At 71.2% G+C, this 16,361-nt stretch carries 15 protein-coding genes; 4 read left to right on the plus strand and 11 right to left on the minus strand.

The features are described 5' to 3' along the window. Nucleotides 1-102: 102 nt before the first annotated feature. The 6 genes from cobT to OG844_RS06525 all read right to left on the minus strand — a co-directional run bounded on the left by cobT (nt 103) and on the right by OG844_RS06525 (nt 8,746). A complete protein-coding gene (cobT, locus tag OG844_RS06500; RefSeq protein ID WP_406388704.1) occupies nt 103-3,600 on the minus strand; it encodes a nicotinate-nucleotide--dimethylbenzimidazole phosphoribosyltransferase in 3,498 nt (1,165 codons plus the stop codon). Between the two features lie 333 nt (nt 3,601-3,933). Continuing rightward, nucleotides 3,934-5,160, minus strand: coding sequence for a precorrin-6y C5,15-methyltransferase (decarboxylating) subunit CbiE (cbiE, locus tag OG844_RS06505; protein ID WP_406388706.1), 1,227 nt, complete (start codon nt 5,158-5,160; stop codon nt 3,934-3,936). A 122-nt stretch (nt 5,161-5,282) separates the two neighbouring features. After that, complete coding sequence (locus OG844_RS06510) at nt 5,283-5,969, minus strand: GNAT family N-acetyltransferase (RefSeq protein ID WP_406388708.1); 687 nt, start codon at nt 5,967-5,969, stop codon at nt 5,283-5,285. Between the two features lie 102 nt (nt 5,970-6,071). Further along, nucleotides 6,072-6,938 (minus strand): MetQ/NlpA family ABC transporter substrate-binding protein, encoded by an 867-nt coding sequence (locus OG844_RS06515; protein ID WP_406388710.1) that lies wholly within the window; start codon nt 6,936-6,938, stop codon nt 6,072-6,074. Between the two features lie 69 nt (nt 6,939-7,007). Then, nucleotides 7,008-7,679: a methionine ABC transporter permease gene (locus tag OG844_RS06520; protein ID WP_406388712.1), complete on the minus strand. Its 672-nt coding sequence runs from the start codon at nt 7,677-7,679 to the stop codon at nt 7,008-7,010. Continuing rightward, entirely contained in the window at nt 7,676-8,746 is a 1,071-nt protein-coding gene (locus OG844_RS06525; protein WP_406388714.1) for a methionine ABC transporter ATP-binding protein, read from the minus strand. The genes OG844_RS06520 and OG844_RS06525 overlap by 4 nt, the downstream gene beginning before the upstream one ends. Before the next feature lie 612 nt (nt 8,747-9,358). On the opposite strand from OG844_RS06525, the gene OG844_RS06530 reads away from it, so the two are divergent. Further along, nucleotides 9,359-9,718, plus strand: coding sequence for a hypothetical protein (locus OG844_RS06530; RefSeq protein ID WP_406388716.1), 360 nt, complete (start codon nt 9,359-9,361; stop codon nt 9,716-9,718). A 2-nt stretch (nt 9,719-9,720) separates the two neighbouring features. Next, the gene (locus OG844_RS06535; RefSeq protein ID WP_406388718.1) at nt 9,721-10,173 is read left to right on the plus strand and encodes a hypothetical protein; all 453 of its coding nucleotides are present in this window, start codon (nt 9,721-9,723) and stop codon (nt 10,171-10,173) included. A gap of 22 nt (nt 10,174-10,195) precedes the next feature. Here the strand turns inward: OG844_RS06535 and OG844_RS06540 are convergent, their stop codons facing one another. The 3 genes from OG844_RS06540 to OG844_RS06550 all read right to left on the minus strand — a co-directional run bounded on the left by OG844_RS06540 (nt 10,196) and on the right by OG844_RS06550 (nt 12,560). Next, entirely contained in the window at nt 10,196-10,699 is a 504-nt protein-coding gene (locus tag OG844_RS06540; RefSeq protein WP_406388720.1) for a GNAT family N-acetyltransferase, read from the minus strand. Nucleotides 10,700-10,745: 46 nt separating this feature from the next. Beyond that, the gene (locus tag OG844_RS06545) at nt 10,746-11,297 is read right to left on the minus strand and encodes a sigma-70 family RNA polymerase sigma factor (RefSeq protein WP_406388722.1); all 552 of its coding nucleotides are present in this window, start codon (nt 11,295-11,297) and stop codon (nt 10,746-10,748) included. A gap of 93 nt (nt 11,298-11,390) precedes the next feature. Then, nucleotides 11,391-12,560: a glycerophosphodiester phosphodiesterase gene (locus tag OG844_RS06550; RefSeq protein WP_406388724.1), complete on the minus strand. Its 1,170-nt coding sequence runs from the start codon at nt 12,558-12,560 to the stop codon at nt 11,391-11,393. A gap of 370 nt (nt 12,561-12,930) precedes the next feature. Here OG844_RS06550 and OG844_RS06555 point away from each other — a divergent pair, with 370 nt between their 5' ends. Beyond that, entirely contained in the window at nt 12,931-13,602 is a 672-nt protein-coding gene (locus OG844_RS06555; protein WP_329212861.1) for a lysophospholipid acyltransferase family protein, read from the plus strand. 105 nt (nt 13,603-13,707) lie between these two features. Here OG844_RS06555 and OG844_RS06560 read toward each other — a convergent pair whose 3' ends face one another. Together OG844_RS06560 and OG844_RS06565 are read right to left on the minus strand one after the other, a co-directional pair. Continuing rightward, on the minus strand, nt 13,708-15,261 hold the full coding sequence (locus tag OG844_RS06560) for an MFS transporter (protein WP_406388726.1): 1,554 nt from the start codon (nt 15,259-15,261) through the stop codon (nt 13,708-13,710). Next, nucleotides 15,258-15,809 (minus strand): TetR/AcrR family transcriptional regulator, encoded by a 552-nt coding sequence (locus OG844_RS06565; protein ID WP_406388728.1) that lies wholly within the window; start codon nt 15,807-15,809, stop codon nt 15,258-15,260. The genes OG844_RS06560 and OG844_RS06565 overlap by 4 nt, the downstream gene beginning before the upstream one ends. A gap of 346 nt (nt 15,810-16,155) precedes the next feature. On the opposite strand from OG844_RS06565, the gene OG844_RS06570 reads away from it, so the two are divergent. Further along, nucleotides 16,156-16,314, plus strand: a complete 159-nt coding sequence (locus OG844_RS06570) for a hypothetical protein (RefSeq protein ID WP_406388730.1) — start codon at nt 16,156-16,158, stop codon at nt 16,312-16,314. Nucleotides 16,315-16,361: the final 47 nt, after the last annotated feature.

The following is a 16,361-nucleotide window of genomic DNA, read 5'->3' on the forward strand; positions in this document are numbered from 1 at the left end:
CTGCCGGTGACCGGGGCTCCCGCCCGTCCCCGGTCCCCGATCGTGCACCGCACCGCGGTACCGGTCCCACCGGGTGGGACCGGTACCGCGGTGCGGTGCCCGCTACTTCTCCGTGACTCCGGCTGAGTCGAAGGTCGCCACGTCGTGCATCGCGCGCGCCGCGCTCTGCACGATCGGCAGTGCGAGCAGGGCGCCCGTGCCCTCGCCGAGCCTGAGGTCCAGGTCGACCAGCGGGCGCAGGCCCAGCTTGTTGAGGGCGGCGACATGGCCGGGTTCCGCGCTGCGGTGTCCGGCGATGCAGGCGGCGAGCGCCTCGGGGGCGATCGCGCGGGCGACCAGGGCGGCCGCGCCCGCGCTCACACCGTCGAGGATGACGGGTGTGCGGAGCGACGCACCACCCAGCAGGAAACCGGCCATCGCGGCGTGCTCGAGGCCGCCGACGGCAGCCAGCACGCCGATCGGGTCGGCCGGGTCGGGCTGGTGCAGCTCCAGGCCGCGCCGGACCACATCGACCTTGCGGGCGTGCATCTCGTCGTTGATCCCGGTGCCCCGCCCGGTCACCTCCGCCGGGTCCATGCCCGTGTACACGCAGATCAGGGCCGCCGACGCGGTGGTGTTGGCGATGCCCATCTCACCTGTGAGGAGGCCCTTGTTGCCCGCAGCCACGAGGTCCCGCGCGGTCTCGATGCCGACCTCGATCGCCGCGAGGACCTCCTCGCGGGTGAGCGCGGGGCCCGTCGTGAAGTCGGCCGTCCCCGGGCGTACCTTCCGGGGAAGGAGGCCGGGCGTCGAGGGCAGGTCGGAGGCGACTCCGACATCGACCACGCAGACCTCGGCGCCGACCTGGGCCGCGAACGCGTTGCACACGGCTCCGCCGCCGAGGAAGTTGGCGACCATCTGGCCCGTGACCTCCTGCGGCCACGCCGTGACGCCCTGGGCGTGCACCCCGTGGTCACCGGCGAAGATCGCGACGGCGGCGGGCTCCGGGACCGGCGGCGGGCAGACCCGCGAGAGTCCGGACAGCTGGGCGGAGATGATCTCCAGCATGCCGAGCGCGCCTGCGGGCTTCGTCATCCGCTTCTGGCGTTCCCAGGCCTCGCCGAGCGCCTTCGCGTCCAGCGGGCGGATGCTCGCGATGGTGTCCTGCAGCAGGTCGTGCGGCTCCTCGCCCGGCAGGGCACGGCGGCCGTACGTCTCCTCGTGCACGACCCAGGACAGCGGGCGGCGCTTGGACCAGCCCGCCTGCATCAGCTCGGGTTCCTCGGGGAACTCGTCGACGTAACCGACGCAGAGGTACGCGACGACTTCGAGGTGATCGGGCAGGCCCAGGGCACGGACCATCTCACGCTCGTCGAAGAAGCTGACCCAGCCGACTCCGAGGCCCTCGGCGCGGGCGGCGAGCCACAGGTTCTCGACGGCGAGAGCCGAGGAGTACGGGGCCATCTGCGGCTGGGTGTGGCGGCCAAGGGTGTGACGGCCGCCGCGGGTGGGATCCGCGGTGACGACGATGTTCACCGGAGTGTCGAGGATGGCCTCGATCTTCAGTTCCTTGAACTGCTTGGCCCGGCCCTTGGGGAGCGACTTGGCGTACGCCTCCCGCTGGCGCTGAGCCAGTTCGTGCATCGAACGGCGGGTCTCCGCGGAACGGATGACCACGAAGTCCCAGGGCTGGGAGTGACCGACGCTCGGTGCGGTGTGCGCTGCTTCGAGCACACGGAGCAGGACCTCGTGCGGGATGGGGTCGCTGCGGAATCCGTTGCGGATGTCGCGGCGTTCGCGCATGACCTTGAGGACGGCTTCGCGCTCGGCGTCGTCGTAGCCGGGGGCGGGCGGGGTCACGGCCGGCGGTTCGGCGGGCTCGGGGGCCGCGGCGGGAGCGGCCTCGGCGACAACGGTCCCGTCGGGAGCCGCTTCGACGAAGACGGCCCCGGCGGGAGCCGCTTCCGCGGACACGGCCTCGGCCCCGCGGGGCTCGGCGTCCGTCGTCACGGCGTCGGGCTCCGCGCCGCCCGCGAGTTCGGTGGCCGGAGCACCCACGGCAGGGGTCTCCAGGGCGGGAGTCTCGATGATCTCCGGTCCGGTGCCCGGTTCGGCCTCGGCCTCTACGGGGAGTTCGGCCTGCGGTACGGGGACGGGCTCCGCGACGAGCTCGGGCTCGGACTCCACGACGGGTTCCGGAGTCGCGAGCGCGGCCGGCTCGGGGTCCGGCGCGGCAACCGGCTCGGGCTCGGGCGCGCCAACCGGCTCGGCGATCGCGACGGGTTCCGCAACGGGGGCCGGTTCGGCGAAGGTGACCGGCTCGACCGGGGCGACGCCGTCCGGCGCCTCGACCGCCTGCTCGGGCTCGGGGGCCTCCACCGGCACCGGGGCGACGGCCACCGCAGGAGCGGTGGGCTCCGGCGCGGTCGGCGCCACGGGTTCCGGGGCGACCTCGGGCGCGAACGCGACCGGAGCAGCCGGGGCGACCTCGGGCGCGAACGCGACCGGAGCAGCCGGGGCGACAGCGAACGGCTCCTGGTCGACGACCGCGTCGGGCCGGGCCTCCTCGGCCGTCACAGCCCCGGCTTCCGGCTGTACGGGGTCGGGTGCCGGGGCAGCGGGCGTCGGGGCGAGGTGCGGAGTCGTCGGCACGGAGCCTTCCACGGGCACGAACTGCCCCATGGACTCGGCTGCGGCAGTTTCGGCCGGCGCGTCGAGGGGCGTCGTGAGGGGAGTTCCCTCAGCAACCCCGTCAGGAAGACCGGCAATCCCGGTCTGCACCTCCGCCGGCACCTCCGGTGTCGCCTCGGCCACCGGTTCCGGGGCCACTTGTTCCGGGGCGACCTGTTCCGGGGCGACCGTTTCTGCGGGAACGGCAGGTACGGGTTCGGGCCGGAAAGCCTGCTCGGGCGCCTGCGCGCCCCACGGGTCGCCGAGCTGGCGCGGGATCTCGCCCAGCTGCGGGCCCGGCAGCGGGGCCTGGTCGTCCGCCGGGATGTCGAAGTACTCGGGACCCGTCGTCGGCGGCCCGGCGTGCCGTGCGGGCATCGGGCTCTGCGGGGCGCCGGCCGGGCCGCGGTCGGCGAGTGAGCGCACGACGCCGCCGCTCGGCGAACCGCCGTAGGAGGGGGCGTCGCCCGAGGCGGGGCCCCGGTGCAGTGGGCGCCGCGCCGGGGCGGGGGCCTGGGCGGCCACGGGGACCTGGGCGGGGGCCTGCACCGGGGCGGGGGCCGGGATCCGTACCCCGTTGAGGTCGACGGAGCCGGAGTCACGGCCTCCGGACTCGTGGGTGCCGGTCGTGGACGTCTGCGCCTCGGCGGCGTACAGGGGCTGGCCCTGCGCCGGTACATGCGCATGGTGCTGCGACTGGAAGGCGGACTGCTGTCCTGCCGACTGCTCGGGCAGACCCGACGGCGCGGGCGCCGGTGCGGGTGCCGGGGCGGCGGGTGCGTCGCTCCACGCGCCCTGGGGCGCGGGCATCAGCAGAAGGTCTTCGTCCTCGGGTGCGTGCTCGGAGGGGTCGAGGTAGGCGTACGCGTCCGGGGCGGGGATGCCCGGCTGCGCCACCATGCCTGCGTTCTCCGGCAGTCCCTCGCCCGGGATCTGGCCGGTGTCAGTCATGCGTACCCCTCGCCCATCGTCAGTGCTCCTTCGGCCCTTCGCCCGGGATGCCCGAACCACGGCACGCCGGTGCTCGTCAACAAGAACGAGCGGGCTCGCCGCGCGGCACGAAACGCGCGCGGAGCTATACATTCTCGCGGTCGTTCGCCGCCGCGACAGGCAGTTCCGCCACGGCTCGCTGTGGACTGCGCCACGTTGCGCGTCCCCCGGTTTCGCCGTACCACACCGCGGACCAAAACGAGCCACTTTTCCGGACATTGACGAACGAAGCGACGAACGGCCGGGCGCGGTACAACAATCGGTCAGCCTACCTCGCGCTCCGTGGCGAGCACCTCAGGGGGCGAGGTCGGAACGGAGCGCGGAGAGCAGGAACACGACGGACCGTTCGCGCTCGGTCCAGGCAGAGGTGTCGAGTTCGACGGACTGGAGCAGTGCGCACTCGATGGTGTAGCCGTTCTCCGTGAGTGCCGCCCCGAGGGCTTCGGCCTCGTCCCGGGTGGAGGCATGGGTGACGATGCGCTCCGGGCGCCGGGCGGCGACGGCGGTGACCACGGGAACGCCGCCGCCGCCTATCCGTACGACATCGGGCTCAGGCAGGCGTTCGAGAACGTGCGGGGCCCGGCCGTGGACGACCTGGACCGGGACCTGGAAGGTCCTGGCCGCCGCCGTCGTACGGGTACAGGCGTCCGGGTCGCTGTCCACGGCCAGGACCGCCGCACCGAAGCCTGCGGCCTCCACGGCGAGGGCGCCGCCGCCGCAGCCGATGTCCCAGACCAGGTCGCCGGTGCGCGGGCCGAGGCGGGCCAACTGGGCGGCCCGCAGGCCGGGCGACTCGCCCTCGCCGGGCTCCGCCCCGACGGGTCCGTAGGCACCGGCCGGCAGGGCCCAGCCGCGGGCTCCCCGGGGCTGGACCGGCTCGCGGCCGGCGAACCAGGCGCCGGTGGCGGGATTCTCGGGCCCGCCGCCTATGACGATGACCACGTTCGGGTCGCGCCAGGTGTGGTCGGCGGTCTTGTCGGAGGTGAGGACGGTGACCCGTTCGCGTTCGGTACCGAGCTCCTCGCAGATCACGAAGGTGCGGTGGACGCCTTCCATGAGGAGGGCGAGCTCGGCGGGTCCCGCGCCCGGGGAGGTGAGGACGGCGACCTTGTGGTGGGCGCGGCAGACGTTGACCGCGCGGCGCAGGGTGCGCGGGTGGGCCACGACGACCTGGGCGTCGTCCCAGGGCATTCCCGCGCGGGCGAAGGCGGCGGCGACCGAGGAGACGGCGGGGACGACTTCGACCTCGAGGCCGTGCTCGGGTGCGCGCAGGGTGCGTACGACCCCGAAGAAGCCGGGATCGCCGTCGGCGATGACCACGGCGCTGCCACGGTGGCCGGCGATCCTGCGGGCGGCCAGGTCGATGCTGCCGAGGCGGATCCGTTCGGCGCTCCCGGGGACCTCGGGGAGCGCCAGGTGGTGGGCGGCTCCGGCGACGAGCGTGGCGGCCGAGAGCGCGGCCGTGGCCGCTCTGGTCAGTGGCGAGCCGTCCCAGCCGATCACCGTGACCCGGTCGGCCATCGTCGTCAGTCTCCTGGTGTGTCGCAGGCGTGGGCTCTGCGCGGGAGCGGCGGAGCAAGGGTGAGCGTATCCGGTCCGTACCAAGGGCCGGCCAGCGGCTTCCTTGAGCCCGGAGGAGGCCTTCAGTTCCAGTCGTTGTAGGTGCCGTAGCCGCCCGCGTCGGCCAGCTGCTCGGCGACGCCTTCGAGGTCCTCCGGGAGGAGCCCCCAGACGATCAGGTCGGTCCTGATGTCCGTCCAGCCGCCGTCCGTGCCGTTCTCGGTCCGGGTGCGCGCTATCCGTGCGTTGCGCAGCACTCCCTCGCTGATGCAGCCCAGCTTCTGGGCGACCTGCTGGGAGGCGGTGTTGTCGGCGGGCGTGCGCAGCTCGATGCGCTCGAAGCCCTGGTCGCGGAAGAGCCACTCGGCGAGGGCCAGGACGGATTCGGTGGCGTATCCCTCGCCGCGCGCCCAGGGGGCGGTGATGTAGCCGACCTCGGCCGCCAGGGTGCGCCAGTCGGTGTTGAGGAGCCGGACGGAGCCGACGAGGCGCTGGGTGAGGAATTCGGTGACGGCGAAGACGATGCCGTTTCCCTGGGTGCGCTCGGCGGGGGCGATCCTGCGGACCCACCGTTCCGCGTCGACCTGGGTGTAGGGGTGTGGCGCATCGGTCCAGGCGGTGACCAGCTCGTCGTTCATCATTTCGATGTACGCGGGGACGTCCGCCATGTCGAAGGGGCGCAGCACCAACCTGTCCGTGCTGATGGAGATGGACGGGAAGGTGGTATTCATGCGCAGCTCCATGCCGAAGACCGTGTAAAGGCACAGCATGCAGCATCGGGCCGTTGATGTGCATGGCCGGGTCCGCACGGCGGAGCCCCGCACACCCCGGTCGGGGTGTGCGGGGCTCGTGACGCAAGTGGCCCCGGAGGGTCAGGACTTGGCGGGCACTCCGAAGGCCGGGACGATCGAGCCCTGGTAGGTGTCCTCGATGAACTTCTTGACCTCGTCGGAGTTGAGGAGCTTCACGAGCTTCTGGACGCGGGCGTCCTTCTCGTTTCCTTCCTTGACGGCGAGGAAGTTGGCGTACGGGTTGTCGTCGGCGCTCTCCAGCACCAGCGAGTCCTTGCCCGGCTTCAGGTCGGCCTCGATGGCGTAGTTGCCGTTGATGACGGCGGCGTCGACGTCGTTCAGGGCGCGGGGCACGGTTGCGGCCTCCAGCTCCTTGAACTCCAGACCCTTCTTGTCCGTGATGTCGCTGAGCTTGGCGCTGGTTCCGACGCCGTCCTTGAGGGTGATCAGCCCGTTCTCGGCGAGCAGCTGGAGCGCGCGGCCCTCGTTGGTGGTGTCGTTGGGCACGGCGACCGTCTGGCCGGCCTTGATGTCCTTGACGTCCTTGATCTTGCTCGAGTAGAGGCCGAGGGGCTCCAGGTGAACGTTGACGACCGGGACGATGTGCGTCTTCTGCTTCTTGTTGAAGTCGTCCAGGTACGGCTTGTGCTGGAAGAAGTTGGCGTCGACCTGGCCGTTCTCCGTGGCGGTGTTCGGCAGGACGTAGTCGGTGAACTCCTTGACCTCCAGCCTGAGGCCCGCCTCGTCCGCCAGGTTCTCCTTGACGAAGTTCAGGATGTCGGCGTGCGGCGTCGGGGACGCGGCGACGACGAGGGCCTTGGAGGTGTCGGCGCCGGCGCCGGTCTCGCCCTTGGCGGCCGGGTCGGAGTCCGTGCCGCAGGCGCTGAGGCCGAAGGCGAGGGCGGCGGTGGCTGCGGCTGCAGCGGTGATCTTGATGTTCTTACGCACGAAGAGTGCCTCTTTCCGGTGGTGATGGTGGTGCGCCCGGACAAGGAGTTCGGGCTTCTTGGGGAGAAGTCAGGAGGTGGTGCGGCCCCGGCGGGCCAGCAGGCGTACGGCTCCGTCACCGATCAGCTGGATCAGGGTCACGACGACGATCAGCAGCACGACGGTGATGAGCATGAACTGGTTGTCGAAGCGCTGGAATCCGTAGGTGACGGCCTTGGAGCCGAGCCCTTCGCCGCCGACCGCGCCGGCCATCGCGGAGTAGCCGATGAGCACGATGACGGTGGTGGTCACACCGGAGACAATCGAGGGCAGCGCCTGCGGGAGCAGGACCTTGCGGACGATCGTGGGGATGGACCCGCCCATCGACTGGACGGCTTCGACGAGCCCGTGGTCGACCTCGCGGATCGCCGTCTCGACGAGGCGCGCGAAGAACGGGATGGCGCCGACGGCGAGGGGCACGATCATCGCCGACGGGCCGATGAAGGTGCCGACGACCCAGGTGGTGAACGGGATCAGGGCGATCAGCAGGATGATGAAGGGCAGCGAGCGGCCGATGTTCACGATCACGCCGATGACCTTGTTGACCACGGTGTTTTGGAGCAGCCCGCCCTTGTCGGTGAGGACCAGCAGAACGCCGAGCGGCAGTCCGCCGAGGACGGTGACGACCGCGGACCACAGCACCATGTAGAGGGTGTCGATGGTTCCCTGGGTGAGCAGTGGCTGCATTTCGGACCAGGTCACTTCGCCACCTCCTTGGTGAGCGGGGCGGGGGTCTGTGCGGGGATGGCGGTGGTGCCGGCGGGCGCGCTGTCCACGATCTCGGCCTGGAGGCCCTGCTCGCGCAGGAAGCCGATCGGGACGACGTTCTCCTCGAACCGGCCGGGCAGCTCGATGCGCATCCGGCCGATCTGCCGGCCGCCGACGGTGTCCATCGCGGCACCCAGGATCGAGATGTCGACGTTGTACGTACGGGAGAGCTGCGAGATCAGGGGCCGGGCCGCGGCCTCGCCGTGGAAGGTGACGTCGACGACCGTGCAGTCGGGGCCGGAGGCCGTGCCCCCCACGGGGAAGAGCTCGTGGGCCAGCTCCGAACCGGGCGTGGCCAGCAGCGTGCCGACGGTGCCCGACTCGACGATGCGGCCCTTCCTCATCAGCGCGGCCGAGTCGCAGATGGTCTTGACGACGTCCATCTCGTGCGTGATGAGCAGCACGGTGAGGCCGAGCTCCTGGTTGAGGTCGCGCAGCAGTTGCAGGATGGAGCGGGTGGTCTCGGGGTCGAGGGCGGAGGTCGCCTCGTCGGAGAGCAGCACCTTCGGGTCGCCGGCCAGCGCGCGGGCGATGCCGACGCGCTGCTTCTGACCGCCGGAGAGCTGGCCCGGGTAGGCCTTCGCCTTGTCGGCGAGTCCGACGAGGTCGAGGAGCTCGCGGGCCTTGCGGGTGCGTGCCTGGCCGGAGACGCCGAGGATCTCCAGGGGCAGCTCGACGTTACCGAGGACGGTGCGTGAGGCCAGCAGGTTGAAGTGCTGGAAGACCATGCCGATACGGCTGCGCGCCTCGCGCAGTTCCTTGCCGGCCCGCTTGCCGCGGCCCGCGAGGGCGGTGAGGTCCTGGCCGGCCACGGTCACGGTGCCGGCGGTGGGGCGTTCCAGCAGGTTGACGCAGCGGATGAGGGAGGACTTTCCGGCGCCGCTCTGTCCGATGACGCCGTACACCTCGCCTTCGCGGACATGGAGGTCCACGCCGTCCAGGGCCGTGACCTCACGGCCGCGTGACTGGTAGACCTTCGTGAGGCCCGAAGTGGTGATCACAGGGGGGTTCCGTCACTGTCGAGTGCACGGCGCGGTGTCCGCCGGGCACGGGGCATTCGTCTGAAGAGACTGTTCTCGGTGGTCTCGTGGTCGACCGGTGGGAGTCTCGGCACGGCCGGGCCGTCGGTGGGCGGGGGCGCGGCACATGCCCGGGCAGGCTCGATCCGTTGGCTACGGACGGCGCGGGCTCGGTCTCGCTTCGGGGCGCGAGGCTCAGGCGGGGGCCCTCAGAAGGCGCGCATTCGACACATACAACGAGCACCGGGCGTGGTGATCGCCTCGGTCGCAGGGATGCGGCAGCTCGTCGTGGTCATGGGCCCCAGTAAAACAGACGTGCCGTTCCGGAAGATCCAGCTGTCCGGATAGCGGACAGCCGTGGATGGTCGGCCCACGACGCCCGGCCTCCGGTTCCGCGCCCCGTGCGCACCGCTCTGACCTGCGGTGACACGAGGTACGGCATACCCCCTCCACAGTGCCCGGCCCGCCCTTGCCGGGCGCGTGCTGTGGTCAAGGCCACGAAGTCCGGACGCCGCGCCGGTCCGGACGCCGGTGCCCGCCCGAGGGGCCGGGGCCGCACGCGGCGGGTCCTGGAGTCCGTAATACCCTCACTGCATGCTTGACGCCCTGACGGTCGCGGTCGCCGTGACCGCGCTCGCCCTCGCCGCCTGGTGCGGTCACGCCGCCTACCGGGACCAGCCCACGAAGGACTGGCACTTCATCGGGATGGCCGTCGTCTCCGTGCTGGCGCTGGCCCAGCTGCTGGTGGGGATCGTGCAGCTGGCCCGGGGTGAGCGGCCCGACCAGGGCATGACGATCTTCATCGCCTATCTGATCGGCTCCTTCGCGGCCGTGCCCGCGGCGGGCTTCCTGTCGCTGAGCGAGCGGACCCGCTGGGGTTCGGTGACGGTGGCGGCGGGCGCGGTCGTGCTGGCCGTGCTCGAAGTACGGCTCTACGACATCTGGGGAAACTGACCGTGACCGACACCGACCGCACCGGGGACCCCGGCGCTTCCCCCGTACCCGCGGGCCCGAAGCCGCAGTTCGAGCTCGGCACCGGGCCCGGGCGCGTACTCGTCTGGTTCTACGGGGTGTTCACCGTGGCCGCCGCGTCCCGCTCGATCGTCCAGATGATCCTGGACTTCGACAAGGCTCCGTTGGCCTACGTGCTGTCCGCCGTCGCCGCCGTCGTATACGGCTTCATCACGTACTCGCTGGTGCGGGGCGGGGAGAAGGCGCGCAGGGCGGCGCTGGTGTGCTGCGCCGCCGAGCTCGCGGGGGTGCTGGTCATCGGCACCTGGACCTTGCTGGAGCCGTCCGCGTTCCCCGATGCCACGGTGTGGTCGGACTTCGGCATGGGCTACCTGTTCATCCCGGTGATCCTGCCGGTCACCGGGATGATCTGGCTGCGCCGCGCGCGGAACGCCTGACTGTCAGATCCGCCGCGGTCCTTCAGGCACTGGCCACGTAGACCGGTGCGGCAGCGTCCTTCTCCAGCAGGATCAGACGAACGCCGTCCTCGCCGGTGGCGTTGCCCACCCTTGAGTAGCCGGCCTTGCTGTAGAGCCGCAGGTTCGCCTCGCTGCGCTCTCCGGTGTGCAGCCGGAAGCGCCTGGCCGAACGCCCGTCGGCCAGGCCCGATTCCGCGGCGCGCAGCAGACGTGCGCCGAGGCCGTGCCCCTGGAGCCGGGGGTGGACGCAGAGTTTGCCGATGAGGCCGGTGCTGTCCCCGTCGGTGAAGCCGCGTACCGAACCGACGACTTCCTCGCCGAGCCGGGCCACGAAGACCAGGTCCCTGGCGACTTCGCCGCGTACCGATTCGAGGGTCTGGACGAGTGGGTCGATCCGGTAGTTGCCGTAGAGCTCCGCCTCGCTCTGGAAGCAGAGGTACTGAAGCTTGAAGATCTGCTCGACGTCCTGTGCTGTCGCCGCCGAGATGGTCACGCTCATGCCCATGTGTGCATGCCTCCCGCTCACCTGGTCCGCCGGTTGTCTACCGCTCCTATCCCCGCACTTCAGGAGCTACAACCTCCGCCGCGAGCATTCTGCGCAGACATCCAAGGCATCGGGAACGGATCGGGCCCAAGCTTCCCTGTGACATACCCAACTCCCCTGCGATTTCCCGGTAGGTCGGATCGTGGGGAGCGAGTATCGCCGCCAGCAGCCGGGGGCACCGGCCGGGCAGCCGGTCCACCGCCGCACGCAGCACCCGGCGTTCGTCGGCACCCAGGGCGAGGCGCTCCGGGCAGCCGCTCCAGTCTCCCGGCGGCTCGCCCGCTGTGTACGCGCGCTCGCGCCGTGCTCTGCGGCGGGCGCGGCGCACCTCCGCCCGTACGGCGGTGCGGACCCAGCGGGCGGGATCCGCGGGTGCCCCCTGCCCCGCCGGCCGCTCCAGCAGCCGCAGCCACACGGCCTGTTCCAGGTCCGCCGGATCGATCTCGGCGGCCGGGGCCTCGGCCGTCGCCTCCGCGCGCACCAGCGGGAGCAGGGCCCGGACGACAGCGGCCGGGGAGAGCGGGCCCCGGGCCGCGGGAGCTTGATCGAGAAGCGTCATGCCCCGTCAACGCTCCCCGTCCACAGCCGGTTGCCGTGCACGGGGAGCTCCACCCGACCGGGGCATCCCGGCCTGGCCGCTGACGGAGGTGGCTCAGCGGCCGGCGGCGTCCCCGGCGAAGTCGGCCGCCGCGAGCAGCGCGGTGTCCGGGTTGTCCGAGAAGACCCCGTCGATGCCGGCCTGGAAGTACGTACGGAGGGCGCCGAAGGCGTCGCCGTACGCGTTCGGGTCCGTGCCGCGCCGGAAGTCCGCCGGCAGGAAGGAGTTCTCGTTGCGCATCGTGTACGGGTGCAGGATCAGGCCGCGCGCGTGCGCGTCCCGGACCAGGGTGGTCGGTGTGGTGAGCCGGCCCGCCGAGTCCTTGGGGATGACCAGGTCCAGCGTCGGGCCTATGCCCTGCGCGAAGGACGCGATCCACGTCAGCCCGGCGGGCTTCACGAGGTCGGCGACGGTACGCGGGTCGCCCGCCTCGACGAAGTCCCAGGGCCGCTCCTTCGGTCCGGACAGCAGGACGACGCGCGGTGTGGCGACGAGCTTCGACAGCCGCTGCACGGAGGTCGGTTCGAAGGACTGCAGGATCAGCGGGGAGTGCGCGCGGTGCCGGTTGTGGCGGCGCAGCAGCCGGGCCAGCGGCTCCTCGAGACCGAGCCCGAGGCTCCGGAAGTACGTGGGGTGCTTGGTCTCGACGTACAGCCAGACGGGCTTGCCGCGCCGGCGTCCTTCCTTGTCTGCCCAGCGCAGGACCTCCTCGAAGGTGGGGATCTCCCAGCGGCCGTCGTAGAGGGTGTTCTCCTGGCGGGTGCCGGGGATCCGCTCCTTGGCGCGCAGCGTCTTCAGTTCGGCGAGGGTGAAGTCCTCGGTGAACCAGCCGGTGAGGGAGACCCCGTCGACCGTCCTGGTCGTCCTGCGGCCCGCGAACTCGGGGTGGTCCGCGACGTCCGTCGTGCCGGTGATGTCGTTCTCGTGTCGGCAGACGAGATGGCCGTCCTTGGTCGGCACCAGATCCTGCTCGACGATGTGCGCGCCCATGTCCAGGGCCAGCTGGTAGGAGCCGAGGGTGTGCTCGGGCCGGTAGCCGCTGGCGCCGCGGTGGCCGATGACGGTCGGCACGGGCAGGTCCCGGTAGGAGCCGTGGCCGCCGCCCTGTGCGGCCCGGCCGTGCTCGGCCGCGTTCGCCGTACCGATCGGTCCGAGGGCTGCCGTACCGAGGACGGCCGCTCCCAGCAGTGTCCGCCGGCCGGGACCCTGCGCACGCTCTGTCATGTGTACTCCTCGCATGTGATGTCCGGCACCTGTCGAGCCGGGGTCTTCCGCTTGGAACAGGCCGGATCGGGCCGGGGTCCGGTGCCGTGGATCGCGGGGCGGAGGCGCTGCCCGACGACCAGGAGACGGGGTAAAGCCGCACGCGAGCCCGGCCCCATCCGTACGAGAGGCTCGAGTGGCTTGATCGTAGGCAGCTACGCCATCGGTGGGGCGGCACGTGGACGAACATGGCGGAAACACACGTCAACACTGCGTATCCACTCGGTGAACCCGATGTGCGATTCGGGGGTACCCACGAGTATCGTCCTCACCTGCACAGACCCTTAAAATTCCCGACCCGGCCGGCCCGGCCACAACACCGGAGGATGCGTTGTCCCGACTCACGGTCATCAAGGCAGTGCTCGGACCGATCCTGCGCCTGATGTTCCGCCCCCAGGTGGAAGGCGCCAAGAACATTCCGGGGACCGGGCCGGTGATTCTCGCGGGCAACCATCTGACGTTCATCGACTCGATGATCATGCCGATCTGCTGCGACCGGCCGGTGTTCTACATCGGCAAGGACGAGTACGTCACCGGCAAGGGCCTCAAGGGCCGTCTGATGGCCTGGTTCTTCACGGGCTGCGGAATGATCCCGGTCGACCGGGACGGGGGCCGCGGAGGCGTCGCCGCCCTCATGACGGGCCGCCGGGTGCTGGACGGGGGCAACGCCTTCGCCATCTACCCGGAGGGCACCCGCTCCCCCGACGGCCGGCTCTACCGGGGCCGTACGGGCATCGCGAGGCTGACGCTGATGACGGGTGCGCCGGTGGTGCCGTTCGCGATGATCGGCACGGACAAGCTGCAGCCGGGCGGCGCCGGGCTGCCCCGGCCGGGCAAGGTGACGGTCCGGTTCGGTGAGCCGATGGAGTTCTCGCGCTACGAGGGCATGGACCGCGACCGCTATGTGCTGCGGGCGGTGACGGACTCGGTGATGGCCGAGGTGATGCGGCTGTCCGGCCAGGAGTACGTCGACATGTACGCAACGAAGGCCAAGGCCGCCTGACCCGGCCGCGCCCGGCGTGAAAGGGCCCGTACCTCCGGATGGCGGGGGTACGGGCCCTTTCGTGTGTCCGCCGCTCGGGTGGACCCTGTGGCCGGCGTGAAGGCCCTACGGCCTGCCGTCCGGCACGATGCCTTCCTCCAGCTTCTGGCCGCGCAGCAGGTACCACGCGGATACGGCGGTCGCCAGGAGCACCGCGGCGCCGACGCCAGCGGCGACCCTCAGCCCGTTGACGAACGCCTCCTGCGCGGCCCAGACCAGTGCCTCCGCCTGCTGGGCGGGTAGTGCCTCGGCCGATTCCACGGCACCGCCGAGTGATTCGTGGGCCGCCGCGGAGGTGTCCGCCGGGACTCCCTCCGGTGTGGCGAAGCCCTGGTAGACGCTGGTGACGATGGAGCCGAGCAGCGCGATACCGAGGGCCGCGCCGAGCTCGTACGCCGTCTCGGAGACGGCGGACGCGGAGCCGGCATGCTCATGGGGGACGCTGGAAAGGATGACGTCGGCGGTGACGGTGAAGGAGAATCCGGCGCCGACGCCGACCACCAGGAGCAGAGCTCCGATCAGCGGATACGCGGTCTCCTTGTGGATGAGGGTGACCACCGCGAGCGACAGCCCGATCGCCGCCAGCCCGCCCGCGACGACGGACCGGACCGAGAAGCGGCGGGCCGCCCGGCCCGCCAGCAGCCCCGCGGTCACCGCGCCGATCGCCGCGGGCAGTTCGGCGAGCCCGGCCTCCAGCGGGCTGCGCCCCTGAACCAGCTGCAGGAACTGGGAGAGGAAGAAGACCAGTCCGGACAGGCCGAGGATGGTCAGCAGGTCGGCGACGACCGCGCCCGAGAAGCCCCGGTGGTGGAAGAGCCGCATGTCCAGCAGGGGTGCGGGGAGCCGGAACTGCCGCCGTACGAACCAGACGAGCGCGAGCACACCCACCACGGCTGCGAGAGCCACGGCCCAGCTGATGCCGTGCGCCGCCAGGTCCTTGATGGCGTACACGACGCCGACCATGCCGATGAGGGAGAGCCCCACGCTGGGCACGTCCCACGGCCCCGGCGCCGGGTCCTTCGACTCGGGGATCATCTTGATGCCCACGGCCACGAGGACCGCCATCACCGGCAGGTTGATCAGGAAGACCGAGCCCCACCAGAAGTGCTCGAGGAGGACACCGCCGATGACGGGGCCGACCGCCGCGCCCGCGGAGGCCATGGCACCCCAGATGCCGATGGCGAAGCTTCGCTCGCGCGGATCGTGGAAGAGGTTCCGGATCAGGGCGAGCGTGGACGGCATCAGGGTGGCTCCCGCGACACCCAGCAGCGCCCGGGCCAGGATCATCATCTCGGCGCTGTTCGCATACGCGTTGAGCACGGAGACCGCGCCGAAGGCGGCGGCCCCGGTCAGCAGGAGCTTCTTGCGGCCGATGCGGTCGCCGAGGCTGCCCATGGAGACGAGGAGTCCGGCGATGACGAAGGAGTAGACGTCGCCGATCCAGAGCAACTGGGTCGCCGTCGGTTCGAGGTCCTCACTGAGGAACGGGGTGGCGAGGCCGAGGACAGTGGCGTCGACGGCCACCAGCAGGACGGCGAGGACGAGGACCGCGAGGGCGATCCACCGCCCCGGGTGGTACGGGTCGCCCGAGATGCCGGGGCGGTGCTCGGTGCTGGTCATTTCTCCACGCTCCGGCGTGCTCCGCCGAGCAGCAACTCGACGATCATGTACTGGAAGTCCTGTCCGGCGACGCGCCCGGCCTGTACGGCCCACGCGCCGGTGCCGATGAGCCCGTACAGGGCCTCGGTCAGCCAGGCCGGTGTGAGGTCGATCCGGAACTCGCCGCGCTCCTGGCCGCGCCGGAAGAAGGCGGAGACGCGGGCGTCGAGCCGGTTCCAGCCCTCGTTCACCTGATCGCCCTCGAAGAGCTGGTTCTCGTTGACGAGGAAGGACAGCAGCCCGGCAGCGGGCTCGACGGCGGCGACGAGGCGCCGCAGGCCTTCCTCGGCGGTTCCCTCGTCGAGCTCGGCGGTGTCGAGTGCGGCCTCGAATTCCTGGATGCCGAGGTTCTCCAATGCCCTGACCAGCGCATCCCGTCCGGCAAAGTGGCGGTGCAGGGTGGCGCGGCCGATGCCTGCGGCCTTGGCGACCTCGTCCATGGTGGCGGTGGATCTACGGGTCAGCAGTGCGGCGGCGCTGCGCAGCACCTGCTCACGGTCGAGAGTCATGAGACGACACTAACCCAAATGAGACATGGACGTCTCATAGCGAGGCCGGGTCGTGTCGCAGCCCGCGGCGGTACGGGTCATCATGAACGACTTCTGGATCCGCGGCCGCATCCGTGGGCCGACGGGAGATTCTCCTGAGCCGCGGCACCGGCGTACGCTCGTAGGCTGCACACCGCGGATGTACGAGGAGGCTGTCCGTCCGGAGCGGACGGCAGAGGGAAAAGAGGAGCACCCACTCCTTTCCACTCTCAACATATAGCGCACGGGGGGCCTTGCGGCAAGGCCCCGGTCATGCCGCAGAATCATCCGCCGAAGCCACTACCTGCGGAAATGAGGGAGCAACGACGTGCGCGCGTTGTCGTCTGCGTATGGACCGGGCGGGGAGGCCGAACCGCTGATGGGACTCGCGGTGACGGCCATCCGGGCCGACGCACCTCCGGTGGTGGTGACCCGGCCGTACTGGGCCGGACGGGTGGCCGACGAACGACACCCCGTGTCCGCGTGAGCCACGCGGGAACGCCGGCCCGGAAACCCGGAAGCACAGAGCACGAG

The organism is Streptomyces sp. NBC_00887 (assembly GCF_045207585.1).

Coding starts and splice junctions, on each gene's coding strand:
- cobT (WP_406388704.1), bottom strand. CDS start 3,600: ATGACTGACACCGGCCAGATCCCGGGCGAGGGACTGCCGGAGAACGCA.
- OG844_RS06545 (WP_406388722.1), bottom strand. CDS start 11,297: ATGACGCTTCTCGATCAAGCTCCCGCGGCCCGGGGCCCGCTCTCCCCG.
- OG844_RS06510 (WP_406388708.1), bottom strand. CDS start 5,969: ATGCTGTGCCTTTACACGGTCTTCGGCATGGAGCTGCGCATGAATACC.
- OG844_RS06565 (WP_406388728.1), bottom strand. CDS start 15,809: ATGACTCTCGACCGTGAGCAGGTGCTGCGCAGCGCCGCCGCACTGCTG.
- OG844_RS06540 (WP_406388720.1), bottom strand. CDS start 10,699: ATGGGCATGAGCGTGACCATCTCGGCGGCGACAGCACAGGACGTCGAG.
- cbiE (WP_406388706.1), bottom strand. CDS start 5,160: ATGGCCGACCGGGTCACGGTGATCGGCTGGGACGGCTCGCCACTGACC.
- OG844_RS06550 (WP_406388724.1), bottom strand. CDS start 12,560: ATGACAGAGCGTGCGCAGGGTCCCGGCCGGCGGACACTGCTGGGAGCG.
- OG844_RS06560 (WP_406388726.1), bottom strand. CDS start 15,261: ATGACCAGCACCGAGCACCGCCCCGGCATCTCGGGCGACCCGTACCAC.
- OG844_RS06530 (WP_406388716.1), top strand. CDS start 9,359: ATGCTTGACGCCCTGACGGTCGCGGTCGCCGTGACCGCGCTCGCCCTC.